Below are 23,778 nucleotides of genomic sequence, written 5' to 3'. Positions count from 1 at the left end.
GGGGAGAACTCCTCGAGGTTCGGGAACGCGCCCGGCCGACGTGCCAGGCTTGGGGGAGGTCGTACGAGTCTAGGCGGACGGACGGGACCCCCGGTCACGATTCAGGCGCATTGGCCACTCCGCCCAGGGCCGTCCGGCTGGTAGTCGTTAACCTAACGCTTACTTCTGGGGGCTGTTGTCCCGCCCCGCTCCCTTCTTGTGGAGGATCCCAGCTTGTGAATGTTCGTCTGAATCGACGACTCACCTCGCGCCCGTCCGGAGACCCCGCGCGGCGCCGAGCCCCCCGCGTCCCCCGCCTCTCCCGGCGGAGCGCCGCGCTCGCCGGAGGCGTCGCGCTGACGACCGCCGTCGCGGGCGCGATCGTCTTCGCCGTCCCGGAGCACTCCGCCACCGTGTCGAGCACGGCCGCCGACTCGGCCGCCACCCCGCCCACGGTCAGCGCGGACGCACTGCCGACCTGGCAGGTGAACGGCGTCGTCTGGAGCATGGCGACCGTCGGTGACACGGTCTACGCGACCGGCAAGTTCACCAAGGCCCGTCCGCCGGGCGCGGCCCCGGGGACGCAGGAGGTCGACCGCGGGAACCTCCTCGCGTTCAGCCTGAGCACCGGCGAGCTCGTGAAGTCCTTCGACCACAGCCTGAACGGCCAGGGCCTGCGGGTCGTCGCCTCGCCGGACGGCAAGCGGGTCTATGTCGGCGGCGAGTTCACGACCGTCGACGGCAGGTCGCACACCCGCCTCGCCGCGTTCGACACCGCGTCCGGCGCCCTCGTGGACGCCTTCAACCCGGTCGTGTCCAACATCGTCCGCGGCATCACCGCGACCGACTCGACCGTCTACTTCGGCGGCAACTTCTTCAACGTCAACGGCCAGGGCCGGACGCGGCTCGCGGCGGTCAGGGCGTCCGACGGGACGAACCTGTCGTGGGCGCCGAAGGCGGACGACAATGAGGTGTTCGCGCTGGCCATCGCGCCGAAGGGCGGTGTCCTGGTCGGCGGGCGGTTCCAGACGATCAACGGCGAGCCGCACGTCGGGATCGGCCAGATCGACTCGGTGAGCGGCGCGACCCTGCCGTTCGAGGCGCGGCCCATCCCGTCCAGGCAGGGCGACAACTTCTCGTACGTCACCGACCTGCAGGTACAGGGCGACACGGTGTTCGGCGCCGCCGACGGCGAGGGCCACCACTGGTACGACGGGCGCTTCGCCGCCAAGGCCGACGACGGCAAGCTCGTCTGGCTGGACAACTGCTACGGCGCGACGTACTCGATGCTGCCGCGCGGCAAGACGATCTACAGCGTCTCGCACGCGCACGACTGCACCTCGACGGGCGACTTCCGTGAGACCAACCCGGTCACCTGGCACCGGACGCTCGCCGAGACCGCTGACCCGACCGGCGTCGACCACTCGGCACCGGGCAGCAACAGCAACTACAGCCGGCAGCCCGTCCCGAGCCTGATGCACTGGTTCCCGACGCTGACCGCCGGCACGTTCACCGGCCAGGGCCAGGCGGCCTGGGCGATCACCGGAAGTGACGACTACATCGCCCTCGGGGGAGAGTTCCCGAGCGTGAACGGCACCCCGCAGCAGGGGCTCGTCCGGTTCGCCAGCCGTGCGAAGGCGCCGAACAAGTCCGCCCCGCGTCCGGACGGCTTCGCCACCCCTGCCCCCGGGCCGACAGCGACGTCATTGCCTGGTGGGCGTATCCGCGTCAGCTGGCAGACCACCTGGGACATGGACGACCCCGCCCTCACCTACGAGGTGCTTCGGGACGGCGCCAAGGACCCGATCGGAACCGTCACCCGCACCTCGACGTTCTGGAAGCGGCCGACCGTCGCTTTCATCGACAAGACGGCCGCGCCGGGTGTTGATCACACTTATGAGGTCCGTGCCAAGGATCCTTCGGGCAATGGGACGCGCACCGTGCCGTCCAGCGCGGCCCGGCCTGGTGACGGCAAGGTCGGCTCGTACGCCGACATCGTCGCCGCGGACGGAGCGGCGGGCTACTGGCGCCTGGACGAGCCGTCCGGCAAGGTCCTGGACTACGCGGGCGGGGGCGACCTGACCGCGGGCTCCGGCGTCGACCGGAACGCCCAGGGCGCGATCGCCGGAGACGACGGCCACGCCGCGACCTTCGACGGTTCCCCCGACGGGACGGCCGGGGGAGCGCCCACGCCCAACCCGGACGAGCTGACCCTCGAGGCCTGGGTCAAGACCACGAGCACGTCCGGCGGGAAGATCATCGGGTTCGGCGACAAGGAGTCGGGGCTCAGCGCGTCCTACGACCGTCAGCTGTACATGACCGGTGACGGCGCCGTGATGTTCGGCGTCTACGACGGTCAGACCAAGACGGTGCGCAGCAGCTCCGGCCTGAACGACGGGAAGTGGCACCACGTCGCGGGGACGCTCGGCTCGTCCTCGGGCATGAAGCTGTTCGTGGACGGCGAGCAGCAGGCCGCCGACCCGGACACCACGTTCGGGCAGAACTACGACGGCTACTGGCGGATCGGCGGCGACAACCTCGCGAGCTGGCCGCAGGCGGGCAGCGCGTACTTCAAGGGCGACATCGACGAGGTCGCGTACTACCCGTCCGTGCTGACCGGCGCCGACCTGAACCGGCACTTCGCGATCGGGTCCGGGGCCGAGAAGCCGAACGAGCCGCCGGTCGCGACGTTCACGCCGTCCTGCGCGCAGCTGTCCTGCACGTTCGACGGGGCGAAGTCGTCCGACCCGGACGGCTCGATCAAGTCCTACGCCTGGGACTTCGGCGACAAGACGACCGGCGCCGGCGTGAAGCCCGTGCACCTGTACCAGGCCGCCGGGAGCTACACGGTCAAGCTGAAGGTCACCGACGACAAGGGCGTCGCGACCGAGTTCACCTCGTCCGTCGCGGTCAAGCCGCAGAACCTGGTCACCGACGGCTTCACCCGGACCGTCGCGTCCGGGTGGGGCTCCACGACGCCGGGCGGCGCGTGGACGGTCTACGGCGGCACGTTCTCGACCAGCGGCGGCGTCGGCTGGATCAAGATGACCAAGGCCGGCGCGCTCGGCGGCGCCGGGCTGAAGTCGGTGGCGTCGACGAGCAACGACCTGACCTTCCAGCTCTCCGCCGACCGCAACCCGACCGGCGCGGGCGTCGCGGCCTACGGGACGCCCCGCACGATCGGCGGCGCGGGCGAGTACCGGGCCCGCGTCCGGATGGCGGCGGGCAAGGTCTACCTGCGTCTGAGTAAGACGAACGCGTCCGGCACGGAGACCGCGCTCGGGTCGGAGAAGGTCATTTCGGGCATCGCGTTCAACGCGTGGACGCGGCTGCGCGTGCGCGTCCAGGCGGTAGGGACGGCCCCGACGACGCTGCGCGCGAAGGTCTGGGCCGCCGGGCAGTCCGAGCCTTCGGCGTGGACGCTCTCTATGACCGACGCCACAGCCGCTCTGCAACGCGGGGGCGGCGTCGGGGTGCGGGCCTACACTGCGAAGAACACGGCCGTTCCGGTGCGTCTCTCGCTGGATGACCTCCGGGCGGACCGTCTGGCCCCCTGACCTGGTCTCCGGGGTGGTGCGCCTGAGCGGAGCGCGCCACGTCGTCCGGCCAAAGCCGAAGCGCGTGGGGTGTCCGGCGGTTCGCCGGGCGCCCCCGCGTCTGAGGGCGGGTCCTCTTCCGAGGACTCGCCCTCTTTGCTGTCTTTCTCTGAGATGCGCTGAGGCGAATGCGGACAAGTACTACGATCTCCCCCTGACCGTGGTGGCCGAGCGGCCACCGAGTCTCCGGGGCATTGAGGGAAGCGATTCGTGAGGGCTCACACGCGACCAGAAACGTCCACCCGCCGGATCAGACGATCCGGCGTCGCGCTCGCCGGAGGGGCGGCGCTGCTCGGCGCGGCGTTCGTCCCGGTCGGCTCCGCGACCGCCGACACCGCGCCGCCGTCCGGGACGCCCGCGACGATGAGCGCCGACGCGCTGCCGACCTGGCAGGTGAACGGCGTCGTCTGGAGCATGGCGACGGTCGGCGACACGGTCTACGCGACCGGGAACTTCACCAAGGCGCGTCCGCCGGGCACCAAGCCGGGCAACGCCAAGGAGGTCACCCGCCAGAACCTCCTCGCGTTCAGCCTGAGCACGGGCAACCTCGTCACGACGTTCAACCACAAGCTGAACGGCCAGGGCCTGCGGGTCGTCGCCTCGCCGGACGGCAAGCGCGTCTACGTCGGCGGCGAGTTCACCACCGTCGACGGCAAGGCGCACACTCGCCTCGCCGCCTTCGACACCAAGACCGGCAAGCTCGTCGACGCGTTCAACCCGGTCGTGTCCAACAAGGTCCGCGGCATCGCCGCGACCGACTCGGCCGTCTACTTCGGCGGCAACTTCTTCAACGTCAACGGCAAGGCCCGCACCCGGCTCGCCGCGGTGAAGGCGTCCAACGGCGCCAACATCGACACCTGGCGCCCGACCGCGGACGACGACGAGGTGTTCGCGCTCGCGCTCGCCCCCGGCGGCAAGACCGTCCTGATCGGCGGACGCTTCCAGCAGCTCGACGGGCAGGCCAAGGTCGGCGTCGGCGCCGTCTACACCTCCAACGGCGCCCTGGCCCCGTGGAGCAGCCGCCCCGTCCCGTCCCGGCAGGGGACGGACTTCTCGTACGTCACCGACCTGCAGGTCCAGGGCGACACGGTGTTCGGCGCGGCCGACGGCGAGGGCCACCACTGGTACGACGGGCGCTTCGCCGCCAAGGCCAGCGGCGGCGACCTGGTCTGGCTGGACAACTGCTACGGCGCGACCTACTCGATCCTGCCGCTCGGCAAGGCCGTGTACAGCGTGTCGCACGCGCACGACTGCTCGTCCCTCGGCGCGTTCCAGGAGACGACCCCGGCCTCCTGGCACCGGACGCTGGCCGAGACCGCCGCGCCGACCGGCCGCGACCAGAGCGAGCCGGGCAGCAACAGCAACTACAGCAAGCAGCCGATCCCGAGCCTGCTGCACTGGTTCCCGACGCTGGCCTCCGGCACGTTCACCAAGCAGTACCAGGCCGCGTGGGCGATCACCGGGAACGCCAACATCATCGCGCTCGGCGGCGAGTTCCCCTCGGTGAACGGCAAGGCGCAGCAGGGCCTCGTCCGGTTCGGGATCCGCGCCAAGGCCCCGAACAAGTCCGGCCCCCGCGCCATGGCCGCCCCGCGCGCGTCCGTCTCGTCCGGCAAGGTCGCCCTGAGCTGGACGGCCACCTGGGACATGGACAACGCCGGCCTCACCTACGAGGTCCTGCGCGACAGCGGCACCAAGCCGATCGGCAGCATCACCAAGACGTCCACGTTCTGGGCGATGCCGTCGCTGAGCTTCACCGACACCGCCGCCCCGAAGGGGCGGCACACCTACAAGATCCGCGTGAAGGACGCGCTGGGCAACAGCTTCACCACCCCGGCCTCCAACGCCGTCACCCGCTAGGCGCACGCGCAACGCGGAAGCCGCCGCCCCTGACGTCCTGGGGTGGCGGCTTTTGCGTTGCCTGAGGTGTCGTCTAGAGGGCGCGGAGGATGTCGAGGAGGCGCTGGTTGAGGGCCGCGTCGTGGTCTCCGCCCGCGCGGCGTGCGACGCGCTCGGTCCAGAAGGCGGCGGCCTCGGACACGTCCGGCGGCAGCGTCCCCAGCGGAGCGCCCAGCGCGGCGCTCGCAGTCGCGCGGTAGTAGACGAGGTCGGCGTGCGGGGGAGCCCACGCCGCGTCCTCCCAGTCGATCAGCCAGGGCAGGCCGCGCCCGCACATCCGCAGGTTCCAGGCGGTGAGATCCCCGTGCATGGGCCGCCAGGCTTCTGGAGCCTCCCCGCGCGGCAGGACGGGAGCGAGGGCGCCCTGGACGGCCTCGACGACGCCCGCGAGATCGGGCCTCCGGACGGGACGCGCCGGACGCGGCGGCATGGCCTCGATGACCATCCAGTGGCCGCCCGCCGTCTCGCCCCGTCCCAGCACCATCGGGACGCGGAAGGCGGCGGAGCAGCCGTTCGCGAACGCGCGCAGCGCTCGCTCCTCACGATCGAGCTCGCCCGCGTCCTCACGAACTTTCAGAAAACCGACAGGTTGGCCTGCGCGCAGTAGCACCGCCGCTACTCCACTGCGCGATGCCTGCGGACGCTCGTAGACCGCCAGGCCATCGAATCCGCCGACGCCGTCCGCGACGTCCTGCCACAGCGCCGGATCGCCGGGCGCCTCCCAGGACGTCCGCGTCCCGGGTAGAACGCGCGGCCCCGCGAAGGCCACGGCTCCGTAGAGCGCCCACTGCGCCGTCACCGCGACCGGCTTCGACTTCGTCAGCAGCGAGACCCCGGCCAGCGCCTCCCGCCGCGACGAAACGGGCACCAGCACGTTCCCGGCCCCCGGAGCCCGCACGAAGACCCCCTGCGGCACCGTGACCTGGGAGGAAGGGGAATGCGGCCCTGCCGGTCGCCGGGTCGTCACCGCTTCGGGCGGACGGTGCGGCGGGTCAGGCGGCGCTCGGCGAGGTCCTCGCAGAGGCGCTCGTAGTCGCGGGCGATGTCGTCCCAGACGTAGCGCTCCGCGGCGCGCTTGCGGGCCTCCTCGCCGCGGTCGGCGGCATGGCCCGGGTCGGCCTCGGCGGCCTCGAGCTCGTGCGCGAGGGCCGCGGGATCGCCGAAGAACCGTCCCGCGTCCTCGCCGAGGACCTCGCGGTTGAAGTTCACGTCGTAGGCGAGGACGGACGCGCCCGCGCCCATCGCGCGCAGGAGGGACGGGTTCGTCCCGCCCACGGAATGCCCGTGGACGTAGGTGAGCGCGCCCGCGTAGAGGGAGTCGAGGAGATCCTGGTCCCAGACGCCGCCGAGGAAGGTGATGCGCGGGTCGTCGCCCGCGAGCTCGCGCACGCGCGCGGTGTACTCGTCCGCGTACGGGGCCGAACCGACCACGACCAGGGGCTTGCGCGCCGCGCTGCGCCGGTACCCCTCGACCGCGAGGTGGACGTGGTTCTCCGGCTCGAACCGGGCCACGACCAGGTGGAACCCGCCCGGCTCGTAGCCCGCCTCGGCGAGCTTGCCGGTGTCGGCGCCCTCCAGGATCGGCGCCCCGTACGGGATGAAGACCGACTCCGCGCCGAACTTCTCCCGGTAGTAGTCGCGGATGCCGATCGCGTCCGCGATCAAGGCGTCCGACCAGCGCACGGCCAGCCGCTCGACGGCCAGGTAGTAGCGCCGTCCCGAGCCGCTCCACTTCGTGCGCTTCCATTCCAGGCCGTCCACGTGCGTGGCGACCGGGATGCGCATGGCGCGCAGGACGGGCAGCAGGGGCGCGTTCGCCGCGTTGAACACCAGCGCCGCGTCCGGGCCGCGCCCGGTGACCCGGCGGCCCGCGGCGTGCGTGACCGACAGGGCGGTGTGGGTCAGCGTCTCGGCGACCTTCTTCTTCACCGCCGGGAGGTGGACGAGCCGCATCCCCAGATAGGTGCTGTCCGGATGCCGTTCGCCCCGGCAGTAGACCGTGACCTCGTGCCCGGCGTCCGCGAGCCTGCGTCCGATCTCCTCGATGGCGGTCTCGAACCCGCCGTAACGTGCGGGAACACCTCGGGTGCCGATCATGGCGATGCGCACGGGGAGCCTCCGATGCCTTCGATTGCGGTCCCTGCGGCTGCCCGGGCCGGCGGGGGGAGGACCGGACGGGCCTCGCGCATCCAGGGGTAATGCGGAGTTAATCTGAGGGTTGCGGGAGTCTGTTCTATCAAAGCCTGACAGATGCGGCGGAAGGGGAAGTGTGGGCCAGCGAGGAACCAGACCCGTCGTGGTGCTGGCGCATCCGTCACCGGATCTCTACGGATCCGACCGGATGCTCGTCGAATCCGTGCGCGGTCTCGCTCGCGACAGGGACGTCCTTGTGACGCTACCGGCCGACGGCCCCCTCTCGCAGGCGCTCCGCGACGCCGGCGCCTGCGTGGAGGTGATTCCCGTACCCGTCCTGCGCAAGGCGTACATGACCCCGGTGGGCATGCTGCGGCTCGCGTTCGACTCGGCCCGCTCGCTGCCCGCCGCGTGGCGGCTGCTGCGCCGTGAACGGGCCACCGCCCTCTACGTCAACACCGTGACGATCCCGTTGTGGCTGGTCGCGGCACGTCTGGCGCGCGTCCCCGCGCTGTGCCACGTCCACGAGGCCGAGGACGGCGTCCCCGGCCCGGTGCGCACGGCCCTCGCCGCCCCGCTGCGCCTGGCCCGCTCCGTGATCGTCAACAGCCGCGCCAGCGCCGCCGCGCTCGGCTCCGCCGGCGGCCGCGCCCAGATCATCTACAACGGCGTGGACGGGCCGTCCGAGCCGGTCGCCGAACCCCGCGCCGAACTGTCCGGCACGGCCCGTATCGTCCTGGTCGGACGGCTGTCACCCCGCAAGGGCACAGATGTGGCGGTCCGGGCCGTCCGGCTCCTGCATGATCGCGGAGTCCCCGTCCGCCTGACCCTCGTCGGCGACGTCTTCCCAGGTTACGAGTGGTTCGAGGAGGAGTTGCGCACCCTCGCGGGCGGCAGCCCGGCGATCGAGTTCGCGGGCTTCCGCCCCTCGGTGTGGGCCTCCTTCGCCGAAGCGGACGTCGCGATCGTGCCCTCGCGGGTCGAGCCGTTCGGTAACGTCGCGGTGGAGGCCATGCTGGCCGGCCGGCCCGTCGTGGTCTCCGCCACCCAGGGGCTCACCGAGATCGTCATCGACGGCGAGACCGGCGTCCGGGTCACCCCCGACGACCCTGAGGCCCTGGCGGACGCCCTTACCCGCCTGCTGGACGACTGGAACTCCGCCCTGACCATGGCCAAACGAGCCCGCGCGGACGCGACCACCCGCTTCGGCACCGCCCGCTACCACCGGGAACTCCGCGAGGCCGTCACCGCCCTGACCGCCCCCACCCCCTGACCCGGAGCCCGATCCGACCTCGTCCCTCCACGTCCCCCGACCCGATCCGGCCGACGCCTCCGACTCGGCCGGAGCCTCCGATCCCGCGAACCTCCGATCCCGCGAAGCCCCGCCCGAGCCGACGCCTTCGATCCCGCGAAAGTCCCCGCCCCGGCCGACGCCTCCGACCAGCGACGACGATGACCGATGCCGAGCCTCGACCGCTCCTGATCTTCGAGCGGAGATGAACGCGACGGCGGCGACCGCGTAGCCTGCTTTGTCGCCACCGCCCGTTCTGTTCTCCCCCCTCCGCAAGGATCTGCCCGACCGCCCAGAGGATGAGAAGCAACACGATGACCGCACCGAACCCCGCCCCACCGGCGACCTCCGAGATCAGTCTCGTCGAGGCCGTGTGGCGCTACCGGCTGATGTCGTCCCTCATCGTGGTGGCCTGCGTGCTCGCCTCGGTCGCGGCGACCGCGTTCCTGCTCGGGGGCGCGACCGCGACGGCCCGCTTCGCCGTCACCGACCCGACGAACAACAACAACGTCCTGCGGCAGGGCGTGGTGTCCGGGCCCGGCTACGCCGCCTACACCGCGCAGCGCGCGGCCTTCGCGGGCTCGGCCCCCGTCCTCGGCCGGGCCGCCGAGCTCATCAAGTCCAAGCACGGCCCCGCCCTGACCGCGGCGGCCCTGCGCGGACGCGTGAAGACCTCCACCAAGCCCGACAGCGGCGTGGTGATCGTGAACGCCTCCGGCGGTGACATGCCCGAGGCCGCGTTGATCGCCAACGCGGTCGTCCAGGCGTACCAGGAGGAGACGATCGCGACCGCGACCGCCAAGCTCGACACCCAGCTCAAGAACATCCAGAACAGCGAGCGGGAGATCACCCGCTCCCTGGAGAACACCTCGTCGAGCACCCGCGAGGGCCGGGTGCTGGCGGCCAACCTCGCCAAGCTCCAGTCCCAGGAGAGCGGCGTCCTGTCCGCCCGCGCCAACGCCAACGACGGCGTGCAGTTCGTGGACAGCGCCGACTCCGGCGCGTCCACCCCTGACCAGCTGCCGCAGAACGCGGTCATCGGCCTGGCCATCGGCGCGATCCTCGCCTGTGTCGTCTCCTTCCTGCGCGCCACCTCCGGCGGCCCCCTCCGGCGCGGCCCCCGGGGCTCCCGCCCGGGCGGCCCCGAGCGCCGCCTCGAAACCGTCTGGTCCGACGACGAGGTCTACGGCCCCACCGCCCGTCCGGCGCTCCCCGCGGGGCACACGTCCCCCAACCCGGTCGTCTACCCCGACCCCCGCGCCACCGACTCGGGCCGCCACAGCGCGGCCCCGGGCCGCCGCGGTGACACCTCCCCCCGCCATGCCGACACCTATCCGCGCCACGGCGACACCTCTCCTCGCCGCAGCAACCCCCCCTTCCCGCCCACGGACCCCACCCCGTCCCACCCGGGCAGCGCCTACACCAACGGCACCCCCCGCCCAGACGCGACGAACTCCTACGTCAACACCCCCCGCACCAACGCCACCCCTCAGGTCAACGGCACCCCGCGCACCAACGCCACCACCACACGCGGCACCAACCCGCCCGCAGACCCCGCCGCCCCCCGCGCCGCCGGCACGTCCGTGGACGCCCGGACCACGCGTGGTGCAGGCACCGACGCCCACGGCAGTGGCACCGCCTCGCACCCGAACGAGACCGGCGTCCGTGGCGCCGGGACGTCCGTGGACGGCACCAGCGCCCGGGGCGCGGGCGCCTACGGCAGCGGCGCCGCCTCCCACGCGAGCGAGACCGGCGTCCGTGGCGCCGGGACGTCCGTGGACGCCCCCACCATGCGTGGTGCAGGCACCGACGCCTACGGCACCGACGCCTACGGCAGCGGCGCCGCTTCGCACGCGAACGAGAGCAGTGCCCGTGGCGGCGGCGCGTCTGTGGAGGGCGCCAGCGCCCGGGGTGCGGGTACCGGTGCCTATGGCAGTGGTGCCGCCTCCCAAGCGAATGAGACCGGCGTTCGTGGCGCTGGCGCGTCTGTGGAGGGCACCGGCACGCGTGGTGCTGGGGCCGATGGGCAGGCGGGCGGTGCGGGCTCGCGTCGGAGTGGGCCTGGCTCGCCTTCTGGTGCGGCTGGGGCTCGGGGGCGTGATTCGGCGCCTGGTGACACTTATGTGGCCGGCGGGAACAGTGGATGGTCCGGGGACGCGGCCGCCGGGGTCTCCTCTCGTGGGGACGGCTCGGGGTTCGGGACGTCCGGCGCTGAGCGCGGGACGCGTGGGACCTCTGACGTGGACGGGCGGCGGGTCGCCGGTGCGCGGTCCGGACGGCACTCCGCGGGCTCGGCCGCCGATCCGCTGGGGGCCGACTCGTCCGATCCGCTCGGCGTCGGCTCGCGTTCCGCCGACCCGCTGAGCGGTGGCTCGCGGGCGGACGCGGCGGCGGAGAGCGGGTTCGGGCGGGCGCCCGAGCTGGGGGCTTCGAACACCGGATCCGAGCCCGGCGAGAAGGCTTCGACGGCCGGGGAGGACGGGGCGCCCGTCGCTTCCGGGCGGTCGCGGCGGAGCAGTGGACGGTCGCGTTCCGGTGGGGCTCATTCGCGTGGATCCTCTCGGGAGGACGTTTCGTTCCGCGACCCGGCGAAGGCGCTGGAGACCGGGCTGGCCTCCACGCCGCCGCGCGCCGCGGGCAAGGACGAGGGGAAGGACGCCCCAGCGGACGAGGCGCCCGGCGGGAAGGACGCCGGATCGCGCATCCCCGTGGACCTCTGGACTGAGGGCTCTTCCGATTCTGCGGGCGACCCCGGACGCACGGTGGAAGACCTCCGGATTGTGGATGACGAGATGCTCTCCGCGGCCGGCCTAGCGAAGTCGGGCGCGAAGCAAGGGAATTCCGGTTCTGCTAAGGGAGGCCTCTCGGCCGAGCCGGTCAAGGACGAATCGGCCCGGAAGGCGGCCGATGCCAAGGACGCCAAGGACGACGGCGCCAAGGACGCGTCCGGCGAGTCGGCGCCGAAGCGCTACGACCTCGACTGATGCGCAAGGGGCTCTCAGGGAAGGCCGGGAAGCTGCTGTCGTCGGCGGGCGGCGCGGTGGCGGTGCAGTTCGTCACGGCGGGCGGCAGCCTGGTGGTGCAGTCGCTGGCGGCGCGGACGCTCGGGGCGTCCGGGTACGGGGCGTACGCGCTGTTCTTCGCCGTGCTGGTCATGATCACGTCCGTGCAGACCAGCTTCGTCGGGGACACCCTCACGGTCTTCGACCGGTTCGACCCGAAGGTCCGGGGCGCCCTGATCTGGTCGGTGGCCGGGACGGTCGCGGCGGGCGCGGTGGTCGGGGCGGTCGTGTCGGTCGCGATGGGCCTCGCCGGGGTGGCCGGGACGGCGCTGTTCGCGCTGCTCGTGGCGCTGTGGCTGCTGAATGAGACCGGACGGCGGATCTTCACCGCGCGGATGGAGTTCTGGCGGCTCACCCTCAACGACGCGTCCTACCTGGTGGTGACGCTCGCGGCCCTCGGGATCGCGGTCGGGGCCGGCGTGGACGGCTCGGTCGAGCTGCTGCTGGCCGCGATGTGCGTCGGCTGCGTCGCCTCGATCGTGCTGGCCAGGGTCCGGCTGCCCGCCGAGGAGTACGCGGGCGCGCCGCTGCGCGGGACGGCGCTGCGGGAGATCCTGGAGTTCGCCTGGTGGCGGTCGGTGCAGGCCGGGGTCCGGCCGGGCGCGCTGCTGCTGGCCCGGATCATGATCGCGGCGTTCGCGTCGACCGCGGCGCTGGCCGGGGTGGAGGCGGCGCGGCTGCTGCTCGCGCCCGCGATGACGTTCGTGAACGGCGCGGGCTGGTTCCTGCTCGGCGACTTCGCGAAGGCCGAGCGGGAGGGCACGCCGATGCCCGCACGGGCCGCGCTGCGCGCCTGCGGGCTGATGGCCGGGATCGCGCTGGTCCTGAGCCTCGGCGGGATCGTCCTGGTCGACTGGCTCGGCCCGGTCGTGACCGGCGGCTCCTTCGACGTGAACCGGACGGCCCTCGCCGGATGGGGCCTGTACGCGGTCTGCTTCGCCTGCACGCTGCCGCTGGCGAGCCTGGCGACCGCGCGCAAGAAGTCCCGGATGGTGTTCGCCGTGCGGGGCGTCGAGAGCGCGTTCGGGCTGCTGGTGCTGCTCGTCCTGCTCGCGGCGGCTCCCGGTCGCGCGGCGCTGGCGCCGTACTGCCTCGGCGGCGGCGGGCTGGTCTCGGCGGCGCTGCTCTGGTTCCTGCTGCGCCGGGAAGATCCGCGTCCGGCCGAAACGCCTGAACGGGCCGCCGTGTACGAGGTTTCTGGATAGTTCCTGATTGCCGGGTGACTATCGTTTGCCGCATGCCAGTTGTGCTCTGCGGCGCGGTCGTCCTCGCCTCCGTCCTGATCGCCGGGGTGGTCTTCCTGGCCCGTCCGACCCTGGTCGGGAAGGTCTCGGACGCCCTGAACGGCGCGAACCCGGTCGGACGCGTCCGGCGGAGGCTCCTCGACGCGCGCGCGGAGCTCGTCCGGACGCTCGGCCCGTGGGCCGCGTTCGTGCTGCTCGGTGCGGCGGTCATCGGTGCGACCCTGGTCGTCGCGTGGCCGTTCGGACGGCTCGCCGCCTTCCGGTTCGGGCAGCACGCGATCGACTGGCCGGTCTACCACTGGATCGCCGCGCACCGCCTGCACGGCGGCTGGACGACCCTGATGGCGCAGGTCACGCAGGTCGGCGACCGTCCCGCGACGCGCTACTTCGCGATCGCGTCCATGGTCGTGACGCTGCTCCTGGCGCGGCGGCGCCGGTGGGTTCCGGTCGTCCTCATCGCGGCGATGTTCGTGACGCAGTACTGGGGGCAGCTCGCGCTCGCCGCGCTCGTGGACCGCGGGCATCCGCCGACCAACCCGGGCACGTACCCGTCCGGTGCGACGATGCGGCTGCTCGCGCAGGGCGGCTTCTGCGTCTTCCTGGTCTTCCAGTACGCGCGCGCACGAGGAATGCGCTGGGCGTCGAGCCCCCGCTGGATCACCGCCGCGTTCACGCTCGTCGTGCTGTCCGGGGTGGTCGAGGGCTACACAAGGCTCGACCTAGGGCGCCACTGGGTCACCGACGTGGCCGGAGGATGGCTGGTCTCCGGGCTGCTCCTGTCCGGATTCGCGTTCGCCGCCGGGGCCGTCCTGCCGTGGGCCGCGGGCACGCGCACGCGCGCGGGACAGGGCCCAGAACGCCGTGGCCGCGATGGCCATGGCGACCATGACCCAGGCGAGCGGGACGGCGGTGACGCCGAACATCTTCAGGCCGGACACCACTAGGACGAACGCCAGCACGCGCCGGATGATCCCGCCCGGCGCGCGCGACGAGATCCGCGACCCCAGGTAGACGCCCGGGATCGATCCGACGAGCAGCGCCGCGGTGACCTGCAACTGGAAGTCGCCGAACAGCAGGTGCCCGAGCGCCGCCGAGAACACCAGCGGCACCGCCTGCAGCAGGTCCGTCCCGACGAGCTGGTTCGCGCGCAGCGCCGGGTACAGCGTCAGCAGCGCCACGATGATCAGCGATCCGGACCCGACCGAGGTCATCCCGACCACCAGCCCGCCGACCAGCCCCACGATCACCGTCGGCAGCGGCCGGACGACGATGTCGGGCGCGCGTTCGCCCTCGTCGCCCGACGCGCGCCCGCGCGTCAGCCACGCCTTGAGGACGATCCCGGCGGCGGCGACCAGCAGCGCCACGCCCATCGCCTTCTGGACCACGTCCTCGACGCCCGCGCCGTCGCCGAGGGCGCGCGCGACCAGCACCCCGGCGAACGCGGCGGGCACCGACCCCGCGCACAGCCAGCCGACCAGGCGCAGGTTCACCGTGCCGCGGCGCAGGTGGACGGCGCTCCCGACCGGTTTCATCACGGCCGCCGCGACCAGGTCGCTGGAGACCGCGGCCAGCGGACTGACCCCGAAGAACGTCACCAGCATCGGGGTCATCAGCGCCCCGCCGCCCATCCCGGTCAGTCCGACGACGACGGCGACGAGGAACGAGCCGCCGGCCATCGCCCAATCGAAGTGCATCGGCATGACCTACCTGACATGTCGGAAAACTCGATAACCAGCCTACGAGGGTTCGCCACCGGGCAGAACCCCGGCGCGCGAAACCCCGCTGTGGGAAACCCCCGTTGCGGGCACTCCCAAAACCGCGGGAGCCCCCTTGCCGGGGTGGGGCCCCTACTCCGGGCGGAGCCAGGCGCCGTCCGTGAGCAGGCCGACGACGGCCGCGACGGCCTCGTCCGGCGTCATCCGGGACGTGTCGAGGGTGAGGTCGGCGTCCACGGGCTCCTCGTACGGGTCGGAGACGCCGGTGAACTCGGGGATCTGCCCCGCGCGCGCCTTGGCGTACAGGCCCTTGCGGTCGCGGCGCTCGCACTCCTCCAGCGGCGTGGAGACGTGCACGAGGACGAAGTCGCCCGCCGCCTCGACCATCCGGCGGACCTCGGCGCGCGTGGCCGCGTACGGCGCGATCGGCGCGCACACGGCGACGCCGCCGTGCCGGGTGATCTCGGCCGCGACGAAGCCGATGCGGCGGATGTTCAGGTCGCGGTCGCCGCGCGAGAACGTCAGGCCCGCCGAGAGCAGGCGCCGGACGACGTCGCCGTCCAGGAGGGTGACGGTGCGCCCGCCGCGCTCGACGACGGCGTCGTAGACGCCGCGCGCGATGGTCGACTTGCCCGACCCGGACAGTCCGGTGAAGAAGACCGTGAGGCCGCGCTCGTGCTTCGGCGGGCGCGCGACGGCCAGCTCGGCCGCGACGGCGGGCGGGGTGAACCAGTCGGGGACCGGCTCCCCGCGGTCGAGCAGCTCGCCGAGCTGCTCGACGGTCAGCTCCGCCTTGACGTGGTCGGGCTCGATGCGCGCGACCGGCCGCCAGACCTCCACGTCCGCGTCGTAGGCCCAAGGCTCCGGGACGATCACGGGGATCGCCGTGCCCTCCACCTCGGCGGACGCCAGCAGATGCGTCGCGCCGTAGGCGGCGGCCACCTGCGCGCGCAGGAGCGTGTCGCGTTCAGCGTCCGCGTCGCGCCCGTTGGCGGCGTCCTGCGCGTGCTCACCGGCCGCGGCGCGGGCGGTGGCCGAGGGGCGGGCGGGCAGCGGCACCGGGATCACCCGGGTGCCCTCCGGCAGCTCCCGCCGGACGGCGAGAAGCGCGCGCACGAGGGACTCGTCATGACCGCCGCTCAGCAGCGGCAGGACCAGCACACGCGCGCCCAACCCTTCCGCGACCTGACGGATCTGCCCGAGACCACGCCGGTGCAGAGGCTCGCGAACGGCGACGGCCAACACCGGGCCCTCGACCGGTTCGATCTCTTCCGGACGGCGGCGCAGCCTGTGGAACGGCCCGTGCGCGGGCGCGCGCAGCGCCTCCAGCGGACCGGCGAGCCGCCAGCTCTGGGTGGTCGGGTCCTGCCAGGCCTCGCCGACCGTCAGGACGGCCAGCGGCACGCCCTCCGGATCCTGCAGGACGACCCGCTCGTGCGCCGTCAGCTCCTTCGGGACGGTCAGCGTGACCGGGACCGGCCACGGCGTCCCGTCGGCGAGCCGCCCGCCGGCGATCACCATCGCCGTGTCGAACGACCCGAGGAACCCCGGCAGCGGCCGGAACACGCCCGACAGCAGCAGCTCCAGATCCGCGAGCTCCACCGGGTCGGGCGTCCAGGTGGGCAGGTCGCGCAGCATGTCGGGAAGGCCGGCTTCGGCGGTCACCGCGGTCTCCGATCCCGCCCGGCGCACAGGCCGGGCCGATCCAGGTCACTAGGGGTTTACCGCAGGAATTTACCGAGCCCGCGGGCCGCCGCGCATCTCGCACGCCGTTCCGTCAGATCACTCTGGCGTACCGGTTCTCCGGCTTGCGGATCACCAGGACCACCTCGGAGTGCGAGGCGGTCAGCCGCCCCCGGCTCGCCGCCGCCACGCTGCGGCACGCCGCGGCGACCAGCCCCGTCCCCGCGCCGAGGACGGTCATGCAGTCCCGCGAGGCGTACTGCTCGGCCACGACCAGGCCGCGCATCCCGCAGTACCACTCCATCCCGGCCCGCGACGCGACCCGGTCGTACACCGTCGGCGCGGGCGGCGGCAGCGGGATGCCCCCGTTCCCGTCCGCGCGTCCGGACACCAGGCGCCTCGCCGCCGCGCGCCCACCCGGCACACGCGCACGCCCACCCGCCGCGCCCGCCTCCGCCACGCCGTCGACCAGCGCGTCGTCGACCAGCGCGCCGATCACCGGGAGTCCGTCCGGCGGCGTCGCGTCGTCGAGCCGGAAGCCGTCGCGCGGCTCCGGCGCCAGCGTCCCGGAGACGTGCTCCGGTTCGGGAGCCGGACGGCGGGCCGCCGGACGAGGACGGGGCACGCGGCTGGACGCGGCGCGGACGGCGAGGCGGCGTAGCAGGCCGGGGACGTTGCGGTCGAGGAAGCCGAAGGCGGTGTCGCGGTCGCGCATCCGGACCAGGAGCAGGCCGCCGGGCTTGAGCGCGGCCGCCATGCGGTCGAGCACGAGCTCGGCGTTGCGCAGCCGCTCGATCAGGTAGGGAGCGTGGACCACGTCGAAGGCGCGCGGCGGCATCGGCACGTCCCGCAGGTCGCCCAGGTGCCAGGCGTCCAGGTCGGCGCGGGCGCGGGTGCGGGCGCGCAGCGCGGGCAGGTCGAGGTCCACGCCGGTGGCCTGGACGTCGAGTCGCCCGAGGTCGAGCGGATGCCCCCACCCGCAGCCGGCCTCCAGCAGCTGCAGCCGGTGCGGCGCCCGGTCGGCGGCGTACTGCCGGACGCGTTCGGAGAACAGGACGTCCGGGCTGACCGGTGTGGTGCGCAGATCGGTCACAAGTGCGCAGCGTAGCCGCGAGATCGCACAGTGTCCGCTATTTATCTTTTCTTGGCGGGTTCCTGGGAAGACGCACGAGCGTGTTGCGGTCCGCCCGAAACCCGCCCGCCGCGTCCTCGGGCCGGGTCAGTGCTCGACCTCGGTCAGGTCCAGGTCGCGCGGGGTCAGCAGCCAGACCGCGACGGCGGCGGCCAGCATCAGCGCGCCGCCCGCGATCCCGGTCCACTCCAGGGACGTCGTGAACGCCGACTTGGCCTGCTCGACCACCTGCGCGCCGCCCGGGCCGGCGACCTCGATCGCGCCCGCGATGGACTCGCGGGCCTGGTCGGCGGCCCGTCCGGTGATCCCGGCGGACGCCAGGTCGGACAGCGGCAGCCCGTTCCGGAACATCACGGCGGCGACGCTGCCGAGGACCGCGACGCCGAGCGCGCCGCCCAGCTCGTAGCTGGTCTCCTCGAACGCTGCGGCGCTGCCGGACCGCTCGGCGGGCGCGCCCGCCATGATCACCGCGGACGCCACGGCCAGCGCGCCGAGCCCGACCCCGACGACGAACAGCGAGACCGCGACGGTCGGATAGCCGAGCGGCTGGGGGCCGAGGAACAGGGCCGCGAAACCGGCGCCGATCAGCAGCAGTCCGCCGGACAGCACGGCCCGCGCGCCGATCCGGTTCGCGATGGCCGGGGCGAGCGGCGAGAACACCGCCGCGCCGACCGCCTCCGGCAGCAGCCGGATCCCGGACTCCAGCGGCGAGTACCCCTGGACGACCTGCATCCACTGCGCGAGCAGCAGCATCGTCGCGGCGGCCGCGACGCTCACGGTCAGCGCGGTGACGACTCCGGCCGAGAACGCCCGTCCGCGCAGCAGCCGGACGTCCAGCAGCGGGTGCTCGCGGCGCAGGCAGCGCCGGACGAACCAGCCCAGCGCGCCGACCGCGACCGCGGCGGCGGCGAGCGACTCGCCGGTGACGCCGTCCTTGCCGAAGTGCTTGATCGCGTAGACGAGGCCGACCATCCCGACGATCGACAGGGCCGCGCCGAGCGCGTCCCACGGACCCGGGCTCGGGTTGCGCGACTCGGGCAGCAGGAACCAGCCCGCGACGAGCGCGATGGCCATGACCGGGACGTTCACCAGGAACGCCGAGTGCCAGGAGAACGCCTCCAGCAGCGCGCCGCCCAGGATCGGGCCGAGGGCGCCGCCGAGCGCGGCCATGGTCGCCCAGATCCCGAGCGCCGTCGCGCGCTCGCGCGGGTCGGTGAACAGGTTCCGGATCATCGACAGCGTGGACGGCATGATCATCGCGCCGCCGACCCCGAGCAGGGCGCGCACGGCGATGACCGCGCCCGGTGAGTTCGCCCACATGACGGCCAGCGAGGCCAGGCCGAACAGGGCGAACCCGGTGAGCAGCATCCGCTTGCGCCCCCACCGGTCGCCGACGGCCGCCCACGTGACCAGCAGCCCGGACACGACGAGCGAGTAGACGTCGACCATCCAGAGCAGCGAGATCGAGTCCGGCCGCAGGTCGGCGGCGATCTCCGGCAGCGCCACGTTCAGGACGGTCATGTCCATGACGACGAGCAGGAGGCTCGCCGACAGCACGGCCAGCCCCGCCCACCGCCGGGGATGCGGCGCGGGCGTTCCGGTCCGGGCGTCCTGGTCCGGACGCCGGGTCCCCTCGACCGGCTTCGCGGTCGTCATGGTCTTCCTCCGTTGTCGTTCTCGGTCGGGCCCGCGCCGGTCATGAAGGTGCCGAGGAGCAGGTCGGGGACGTCGCGGCGGGCCACGTCGCCGCGGCGCAGGCTCTCCCGGACGCTGATCATCAGGCCGTAGACCGTGTTGCTCACCCAGCGGACCGGCAGGTCGGCGCGCAGGACCCCGGCGTCCTGGCAGGCCGCGTAGAAGGCGATCTCGCGCTCTTCCAGGCGCGTGGCCCACTCGACCAGTTCCGGGAGGTGGTTCACGAAGTGGTCGGTGAGTGCGAAGCCGAAGTCGCCGGCGTCCACGACGAAGGCGGTCAGCATCGCGCGCAGGGCGGTGGCCAGGCGGTCCGGGTCGCCGGACGCGGCCGCGGCGTCGATGTCCGCCGCGTCCTGGGACTCCTCCCAGCGGCGGGCGGAGGCCTCGCCGAGCGCGCGCAGCAGGTCCTCCCGCGTGGCGAAGTGCCGGTGCAGGGTGGCGCGGCTCACTCCGGCGGCCTCGGCCAGCTGGGCCATCGAGGCGATCGGGTCGGCGGTCAGGTGCCGGTTCGCGGCCTCGATGATCTCGTCTGTGCTTCGCATGCTACCCATCAGTGTCTCGTTTGCGACATCGATGTCTCAGATTAGACGATGGCGTCAAACGATTTACGGCCGAATGCGCGACGCGGCGAGTGGGACGAGTCCGCGCGGGTTGTCGTGGGCGCCGCGTAGGGTGGGGCGTGTACCGGGGTGGTAGTGGATTCTCCGGCTTTTCGGGCTGCCCCGAATCAGGTCGTGGCAGCGGGCGCCGCGGATTGTTCGGCGGGGCGATGACGTTGCAGGCTGTGATGACGCTTTCTGGACTTGTTGATCTCGCTTACACCGATGAGGCGCTCCGCACCGCGCTGGCCAGCCCCGACGACCCCCGGTCCGTGGTGGCGCCGCCGTCCCTCTGGCCGATCCTCGGAGCCGCGCTCTCGCGCGCCCTGCACCGCACCGGCCCCGCCGGTGACGGCGGGGTCGTGCTGGCGGTGACCGCGACCGCGCGCGAGGCCGAGGATCTCGCCTCCGCGCTCACCAGCCTCCTCGAAACCGACCGCGTCGCGCACTTCCCCGCCTGGGAGACCCTCCCGCACGAGAAGCTGTCGCCCCGCTCTGACACCGTCGGCCAGCGCCTCGCCGTCCTGCGACGGCTCGTCCACCCGGATGTGGACGAAGGTGCAGCCGGGAGGTCGGACGGGGTTGGTTGGTTGGGGAAAGCAGGCCGGCTTGATGTCGTGGTCACGCCGGTCCGGGCCGTTCTGCAGCCGATCGTGGCCGGGCTCGCCGATCTCGAGCCGGTGCGGCTGCACAGCGGCGAGGACGCCGACCTCGACGACATCGTCCGCAGGCTCGTGGACGCCGGGTACCACCGCGTCGACCTGGTCGAGAAGCGCGGTGAGATCGCCGTCCGCGGCGGCATCCTGGACGTGTTCCCGCCGACCGAGGAGCACCCGCTCCGGGTCGAGTTCTGGGGCGACACGGTCGAGGAGATCCGCTACTTCAAGGCCGCCGACCAGCGGTCCCTGGAGATCGCGCGGGACGGCCTGTGGGCCCCGCCGTGCCGTGAGCTGCCGCTGACCGACACCGTCCGGGAGCGCGCCCGCGACCTGGCCGGACGGCACCCGGCGCTCGAGGAGATCCTGCTGCGGATCGCCGACGGCGACACGGTCGAGGGCATGGAGGCGTTCTCGCCCGTCCTCGCCGAGAGCATGGAGCTGCTCACCGACCTGCTGCCCAAGGGCTCGGCGCTGCTGGTGTGCGAGCCGGAGCGGATCCGCACGCGGTCCGTCGAGCTCGTCCGCACCAGCCAGGAGTTCCTGGACGCGAGCTGGGTGAACGCGGCGGCCGGCGGCGAGGCCCCGATCGACCTCGGCGCGGCCGCGTTCCGGTCGCTGGAGGAGGTCGTCGAGCACAACGACGCGCTCGGCCTGCACCGCTGGACGGTCTCCGCCCTCACCCAGGAGGAGGAGCTCGACCTGCGCGTCCACCCCGCCGAGGCGTACCGGGGCGACACCGCCCGGGTGATGGGCGACCTCAAGGCGTGGATCGACGGCGGCTGGCGGGTCGTCCTGGTCACGGCCGGGCACGGGCCCGCCGAGCGGCTCGTCCAGCTGGTCGGCGAGGAGGGGCTCGGCGCGACGCTCACCGACCTTCCGGGCGAGCCGAAGCCGGGCCTGGTGAACGTGTCGACGGGCCTGCTGGAGAACGGGTTCGTCTGGGACGAGGTGAAGCTCGCCGTCCTCACCGAGACCGACCTGTCCGGGCAGAAGTCGTCCACCAAGGACATGCGGCGCATGCCGTCCCGGCGGCGCGGCGGCATCGACCCGCTGCAGCTGCGGGCCGGCGACTACGTGGTGCACGAGCAGCACGGCGTCGGACGGTACGTCGAGATGGTCAGCCGCAAGGTGCAGGGCGCGACCCGCGAGTACCTGATCCTGGAGTACGCCAAGAGCGACCGGCTGTTCGTCCCGACCGACCAGCTGGAGGAGCTGACCCGGTACGTCGGCGGCGAGGCGCCGAGCCTGCACCGGCTCGGCGGCGCGGACTGGCAGAAGGCCAAGACGCGGGCGCGCAAGGCGGTCAAGCAGATCGCGGGCGAGCTGATCCGGCTGTACTCGGCGCGGATGGCGAGCCCCGGCCACGCGTTCGGCGCGGACACCCCGTGGCAGCGCGAGCTGGAGGACGCCTTCCCCTATGTGGAGACGCCCGACCAGCTCGCCGCGATCGACGAGGTCAAGTCCGACATGGAGCGGCCGGTCCCGATGGACCGGCTGATCTGCGGCGACGTCGGCTACGGCAAGACCGAGATCGCGGTCCGGGCGGCGTTCAAGGCCGTCCAGGACGGGCGGCAGGTCGCGGTGCTGGTGCCGACGACGCTGCTCGTCCAGCAGCACCTGTCGACGTTCTCCGAGCGGTTCTCGGCGTTCCCGATCACCGTGAAGCCGATCAGCCGGTTCCAGACCGAGGCCGAGATCAAGGAGACCCTGGACGGCCTGGCCAAGGGCACCGTGGACGTCGTGGTCGGCACCCACCGGCTGCTGTCGGCGCAGACCCGGTTCAAGCAGCTCGGCCTGGTGATCATCGACGAGGAGCAGCGGTTCGGCGTCGAGCACAAGGAGGAGCTGAAGCGGCTGCGCACCCAGGTGGACGTCCTGGCGATGTCGGCGACGCCGATCCCGCGCACCCTGGAGATGGGCCTGACGGGCATCCGCGAGATGTCCACGATCCTCACCCCGCCGGAGGAGCGGCACCCCGTGCTGACCTTCGTCGGGCCGTACGAGGAGAAGCAGATCGGCGCCGCGATCCGGCGCGAGCTGCTGCGCGAGGGACAGGTGTTCTTCGTGCACAACCGGGTCCGGTCGATCAACAAGGTCGCGGCGCAGATCCAGCAGCTCGTCCCGGAGGCGCGGATCGCGGTCGCGCACGGCCAGATGAACGAGCACGAGCTCGAGAAGGTCATGGTCGACTTCTGGGAGAAGAACTTCGACGTGCTCGTGGCGACCACGATCGTCGAGTCCGGCCTGGACGTCCCGAACGCCAACACCCTGATCGTCGACCGCGCCGACATGTACGGCCTGTCGCAGCTGCACCAGCTCCGCGGACGCGTCGGACGCGGCCGCGAGCGCGCCTACTCCTACTTCCTGTACCCGCCGGAGTCGCCGCTGACCGAGACCGCGCACGAGCGGCTCGCGACGCTCGCGCAGCACACCGAGGTCGGCGCGGGCATGTACGTCGCGATGAAGGACCTGGAGATCCGCGGCGCGGGCAACATCCTCGGCGCGGAGCAGTCCGGGCACGTCGCGGGCGTCGGGTTCGACCTGTACGTCCGGATGGTCGGCGAGGCCGTCCGGGACCTGAAGGAGGGCGGCGCGAGGGCCGAGGAGCTGCCCGAGACCAGGGTCGAGCTGCCGGTCGACGCGCACCTGCCGCACGAGTACATCCCGGGCGAGCGGCTCCGCCTCGACGCCTACCGCCGGATCGCCGCGATCGCCTCCGACGAGGAGATCGCCGCCGTCGCGGACGAGCTGAAGGACCGGTTCGGCCCGCTGCCCGTCCCGGTGCTGAACCTGCTGGAGGTCGCGCGGTTCCGGGCGAAGGCGCGGAAGGCGGGGCTGAGCGACGTGGTCGTCCAGGGCACGTTCATCAAGTTCGCGCCGGCCGACCTGCCCGACTCGCGGCAGGTGCGGCTGCAGCGGCTCTACCCGAAGAGCCTGCTGAAGCCGGCGACGAACACGCTGCTCGTCCCGGCGCCCAAGACCAAGCCGCTCGGCGGGACGCCGCTGCGCGACCAGGAGCTGCTGAAATGGGCCACCGACCTCGTCGAGGCCCTGTTCCTCGAACCCGCGCGGGCCTAGGGTTTCGATCATG

13 protein-coding genes are annotated in these 23,778 nt (G+C 72.9%); 6 read left to right on the top strand and 7 right to left on the bottom strand.

Annotated elements, in window-relative coordinates:
- Positions 1-215: 215 nt before the first annotated feature.
- Positions 216-3,536, top strand: a complete 3,321-nt coding sequence (locus AB0L06_RS37245) for a LamG-like jellyroll fold domain-containing protein (protein ID WP_500235911.1) — start codon at positions 216-218, stop codon at positions 3,534-3,536.
- 249 nt (positions 3,537-3,785) lie between these two features.
- Complete coding sequence (locus tag AB0L06_RS37240) at positions 3,786-5,435, top strand: PQQ-binding-like beta-propeller repeat protein (protein WP_500235910.1); 1,650 nt, start codon at positions 3,786-3,788, stop codon at positions 5,433-5,435.
- 73 nt (positions 5,436-5,508) lie between these two features.
- Here AB0L06_RS37240 and AB0L06_RS37235 read toward each other — a convergent pair whose 3' ends face one another.
- Positions 5,509-6,372, bottom strand: a complete 864-nt coding sequence (locus AB0L06_RS37235; RefSeq protein ID WP_500235909.1) for a phosphotransferase family protein — start codon at positions 6,370-6,372, stop codon at positions 5,509-5,511.
- A 65-nt stretch (positions 6,373-6,437) separates the two neighbouring features.
- Entirely contained in the window at positions 6,438-7,583 is a 1,146-nt protein-coding gene (locus AB0L06_RS37230) for a DUF1972 domain-containing protein (protein WP_500235907.1), read from the bottom strand.
- A 232-nt stretch (positions 7,584-7,815) separates the two neighbouring features.
- On the opposite strand from AB0L06_RS37230, the gene AB0L06_RS37225 reads away from it, so the two are divergent.
- From AB0L06_RS37225 to AB0L06_RS37215, 3 genes are all read left to right on the top strand, one after another.
- Entirely contained in the window at positions 7,816-8,880 is a 1,065-nt protein-coding gene (locus tag AB0L06_RS37225) for a glycosyltransferase family 4 protein (RefSeq protein WP_500235906.1), read from the top strand.
- Positions 8,881-9,212: 332 nt separating this feature from the next.
- On the top strand, positions 9,213-11,882 hold the full coding sequence (locus AB0L06_RS37220; RefSeq protein WP_500235905.1) for a TrbL/VirB6 family protein: 2,670 nt from the start codon (positions 9,213-9,215) through the stop codon (positions 11,880-11,882).
- Positions 11,882-13,165: an MATE family efflux transporter gene (locus AB0L06_RS37215; RefSeq protein ID WP_500235904.1), complete on the top strand. Its 1,284-nt coding sequence runs from the start codon at positions 11,882-11,884 to the stop codon at positions 13,163-13,165. The genes AB0L06_RS37220 and AB0L06_RS37215 overlap by 1 nt, the downstream gene beginning before the upstream one ends.
- A gap of 758 nt (positions 13,166-13,923) precedes the next feature.
- Here the strand turns inward: AB0L06_RS37215 and AB0L06_RS37210 are convergent.
- The 5 genes from AB0L06_RS37210 to AB0L06_RS37190 all read right to left on the bottom strand — a co-directional run bounded on the left by AB0L06_RS37210 (position 13,924) and on the right by AB0L06_RS37190 (position 19,980).
- Positions 13,924-14,898: a sulfite exporter TauE/SafE family protein gene (locus tag AB0L06_RS37210; RefSeq protein WP_500235903.1), complete on the bottom strand. Its 975-nt coding sequence runs from the start codon at positions 14,896-14,898 to the stop codon at positions 13,924-13,926.
- A gap of 153 nt (positions 14,899-15,051) precedes the next feature.
- A complete protein-coding gene (gene cysC, locus AB0L06_RS37205; RefSeq protein WP_500235902.1) occupies positions 15,052-16,584 on the bottom strand; it encodes an adenylyl-sulfate kinase in 1,533 nt (510 codons plus the stop codon).
- Between the two features lie 112 nt (positions 16,585-16,696).
- Positions 16,697-17,695: a class I SAM-dependent methyltransferase gene (locus AB0L06_RS37200; protein WP_500235901.1), complete on the bottom strand. Its 999-nt coding sequence runs from the start codon at positions 17,693-17,695 to the stop codon at positions 16,697-16,699.
- Positions 17,696-17,821: 126 nt separating this feature from the next.
- Positions 17,822-19,390, bottom strand: coding sequence for an MFS transporter (locus tag AB0L06_RS37195; protein WP_500235900.1), 1,569 nt, complete (start codon positions 19,388-19,390; stop codon positions 17,822-17,824).
- The gene (locus tag AB0L06_RS37190) at positions 19,387-19,980 is read right to left on the bottom strand and encodes a TetR/AcrR family transcriptional regulator (RefSeq protein WP_500235899.1); all 594 of its coding nucleotides are present in this window, start codon (positions 19,978-19,980) and stop codon (positions 19,387-19,389) included. Before AB0L06_RS37190 ends, AB0L06_RS37195 begins: the two co-directional genes overlap by 4 nt.
- A 236-nt stretch (positions 19,981-20,216) precedes the next feature.
- Between AB0L06_RS37190 and mfd the strand changes: the two genes are divergently transcribed.
- Positions 20,217-23,765, top strand: a complete 3,549-nt coding sequence (gene mfd / locus AB0L06_RS37185) for a transcription-repair coupling factor (protein ID WP_500235898.1) — start codon at positions 20,217-20,219, stop codon at positions 23,763-23,765.
- The last annotated feature ends 13 nt before the right edge of the window (positions 23,766-23,778 follow it).

It is taken from the genome of Spirillospora sp. NPDC052269 (assembly GCF_040679435.1).
GTDB lineage: Bacteria > Actinomycetota > Actinomycetes > Streptosporangiales > Streptosporangiaceae > Spirillospora.
This window is presented reverse-complemented; position numbering and strand designations above follow the sequence as displayed.